Annotated in this window: 3 protein-coding genes; all 3 read left to right on the top strand. The window is 65.5% G+C overall.

What is annotated here, in order from left to right; translation table 11 throughout:
- Positions 1 to 689, top strand: a 689-nt coding sequence (locus AC5RWT_RS36410) for an FKBP-type peptidyl-prolyl cis-trans isomerase (RefSeq protein ID WP_494084467.1), incomplete at its 5' end; no start/stop codon positions are given.
- 73 nt (positions 690 to 762) lie between these two features.
- Positions 763 to 1,158, top strand: coding sequence for an FKBP-type peptidyl-prolyl cis-trans isomerase (locus AC5RWT_RS36405; RefSeq protein ID WP_494084466.1), 396 nt, complete (start codon positions 763 to 765; stop codon positions 1,156 to 1,158).
- Between the two features lie 111 nt (positions 1,159 to 1,269).
- Positions 1,270 to 2,779: WYL domain-containing protein (locus AC5RWT_RS36400; protein ID WP_494084465.1), on the top strand; the 1,510-nt coding region annotated here is incomplete at its 3' end.

The following is a 2,779-nucleotide window of genomic DNA, read 5'->3' as shown; positions in this document are numbered from 1 at the left end:
GGATTCGTTACCGGCTCTTGGCCAAGGATGCTGTCACCGGCGAACAGCTGGTCGAGACGTATTCCGGCCTGGCGGACCAGACGGTGGAACTGAGCAAGGACCTGGAAGCTGCCGATCCGGCGCTGTACGGGGCTCTGCTGGGCTCCAACCCGGGCAGCCAGATCGCCTACTACGTCCAGCCCCCGGAAGCCACCGGTCCATCCGCACCCGCGCAAAACCCTCAACTGCTCGTCCTGACCGTGGAGGATGTCAAGGACAAGGCCGTCAAGGCCGGTGCCGCCGAAGTCGCGGAGCTGGATAAAGCGGGCAAGCTTCCCGAGATCACACTCGACGGCAAGGGCGTCCCCTCGGTCAAGATCCCCAAGGGCAACGACGCCCCGGACAACCTCATCGTCAAGGTGATCGAAGAAGGCAAGGGCAAGGAAGCCACGGCCTCCAGCACGGTCAAGGCCAACTACGCCGGGTGGAACTGGGCCAAGGGCACGCAATTTGATTCCAGCTACTCCCGCGGAGAAGCCACCGAGTTCCCGCTCAACGGAGTCATCGAAGGCTGGACCAAGGGTCTGACCGGCCTGAAGGAAGGCACCAAGGTCATGCTGTCCATACCCACCGAAATGGCCTATGTGCAGGGCCAGGGAGATGCAGTCGGGGACCTCATCTTCTATGTGGAGCTGACCGACGTCCAGTAGGAATGGCAGCCGGTCGGTGCGGTAACGTAGCCGTCGGCAGCAACGCACACACGTCAAGCAAGAGAGGTTCAGCATGTCTTTTGGCAAGCGCGATTACGACCGCACCAAGCCTGAAATCGATTTTCCCGGTACCGATACCCCGCAGGATCTGGTGATCGAAGACATCATCGTCGGAGAGGGCGCCGAAGCCAAAGCCGGCGACACCGTTTCCACCCACTACGTAGGCGTTGCCTGGTCCACCGGCGAGGAGTTCGACGCATCCTGGAACCGGGGCGCACCGCTGGACTTCCGCGTCGGCGTGGGCCAGGTTATCCAAGGCTGGGACCAGGGTCTGCTGGGCATGAAGGTGGGCGGCCGCCGCCGCCTGGAGATCCCGGCCCATCTGGCGTACGGCGACCGCGGCGCCGGCTCGGCCATCGCCCCAGGTGAATCGCTGATCTTCGTAGTGGATCTGCTCGGAGTCCGCTAGGCCCGCCGGCAGTCCCGCAGGGGCGGAGCAACGGCGAACGTTAGTTCATCGTTACTCCGCCCCGCCTGCTTTAACTTCGCCCGTCAGCCCGCAGCCAGTAACGTTTCAACTATGTCCGCCTCCAAGACCGAACGACTCCTCAACCTGCTGATTGCGCTGCTGGAACGTCGCCGCGGTTACAGCAAGGAGGAGCTGCGTGCGTTGATTCCGCCGTATCGCGAGGCCACCAGCGAGGACGCCTTCAACCGGCTGTTCGAGCGGGACAAAGAGGACCTGCGGGAGATGGGCATCCCGGTGGAGACCTTCCCGGACGACACGCTGTACGAAAACGACCAAAGCGGGTTGCGGTACCGGATCGACCGGCATAAATACCGCTTGCCGGAGCTCAAGTTCACTGCCCAGGAGAGTGCCGTCCTTTCGCTGGCCTCACGACTGTGGCAGCAGGCCTCGCTAGGGTCCGCTGCGGCCCGGGCAGTGCGGCGGTTGGACGTCCAGGGAGCGCTGGCCGACAGCGACACGCTGCTCGGTGTGGAACCGCGCATCCGTACGGCCGAGCCGGCTTTCGAGGCCATGCTCAAGGCGGTGCTCGCCCACACTCCGGTCTCCTTCGACTACCGGTCTCCCACCGACGGCCGGCCGCAGCTGCGGCGCGTTGAGCCATGGGGGCTGGGCAACAGGTACGGCCACTGGTATCTGGTCGGCCGTGACCTGGACCGGGAGGCCCAGCGCACCTTCCGGCTGTCCAGGGTCACCTCCACCATTGGAAAGCTGCCCGGGTCCTACACCATCCCCGACGGATTCACCATGCGGGGCGTGCTGGACGGGCTGCAGGCGCCGGCGGACAACGGGACAGCGCTGCTCCTGCTCCGGCAGGACAAAGCCAACTCGCTGCGGTCGGCCGCCACGGCTGCCGCAGCCACCCGGGCGCCGGCAGGCTGGGACGCGGTCGAACTCGGCTACGCCGAGGTGGAAGTGCTGGCCGAAGAGATTGCCTCGCATGGTGCCAATGCCTGGGTTCAGGATCCGGAGGAGCTGCGCGACGCCGTGGTACGCCGGCTGGAAGGCGCCCTGGCCGCCGCATCCGAAGCACCGCCGTCGTACTCGCTGGTGGAGGACACCACCCGGCCGTCGCGCAAGACCGGGTCGCTCGAGCACCTGCCGCGGCTCCTGGACCTGGTCTCCTACGTCACGGCCAACCCGGGAGTGCCATTGGAGGAGACCGCGGAGAAGTTCCGGATCAGTACCAACCAGCTGATCAAGGACCTCAACCTGCTGTTCGTCTGCGGGACTCCCGGCTACGGACCCGACCAGCTCATTGAAGCCTTTTGGGAAGACGGCACCATCTCGATCAACAACGCCGACGAGATCGACAAGCCGGTGCAGTTGAGCCTGGACGAGGCGCTCTCCCTGGTGGTGGGCCTGCAGGCGCTGGAAACAGTGCCCGGGGTAGGGGAGCAGCCAGCCCTGCGCAGTGCGCTCAGCAAGCTTCTGGCCGCGGCCGGCGGAGTTGCCGGCCGCCATACGGCTATCGCCGCCGATTTGGCTGCCGATGAACGCACGTCCGAAGTGCTCGCCCTGCAGGAAGCCGCGGCTTCCCGGCAGAGCGTGGACATTGAGTACC

The sequence above is a fragment of the Arthrobacter sp. Dra40 genome (assembly GCF_059091905.1).
Note: the sequence above shows the minus strand (reverse complement) of the source record. Positions and strands in the feature narration are given on the sequence as shown.

Bases quoted from the DNA above. Each gene is read 5' to 3' on its own strand.
- AC5RWT_RS36405 (WP_494084466.1), top strand. From the start codon at position 763: ATGTCTTTTGGCAAGCGCGATTACGACCGCACCAAGCCTGAAATCGAT.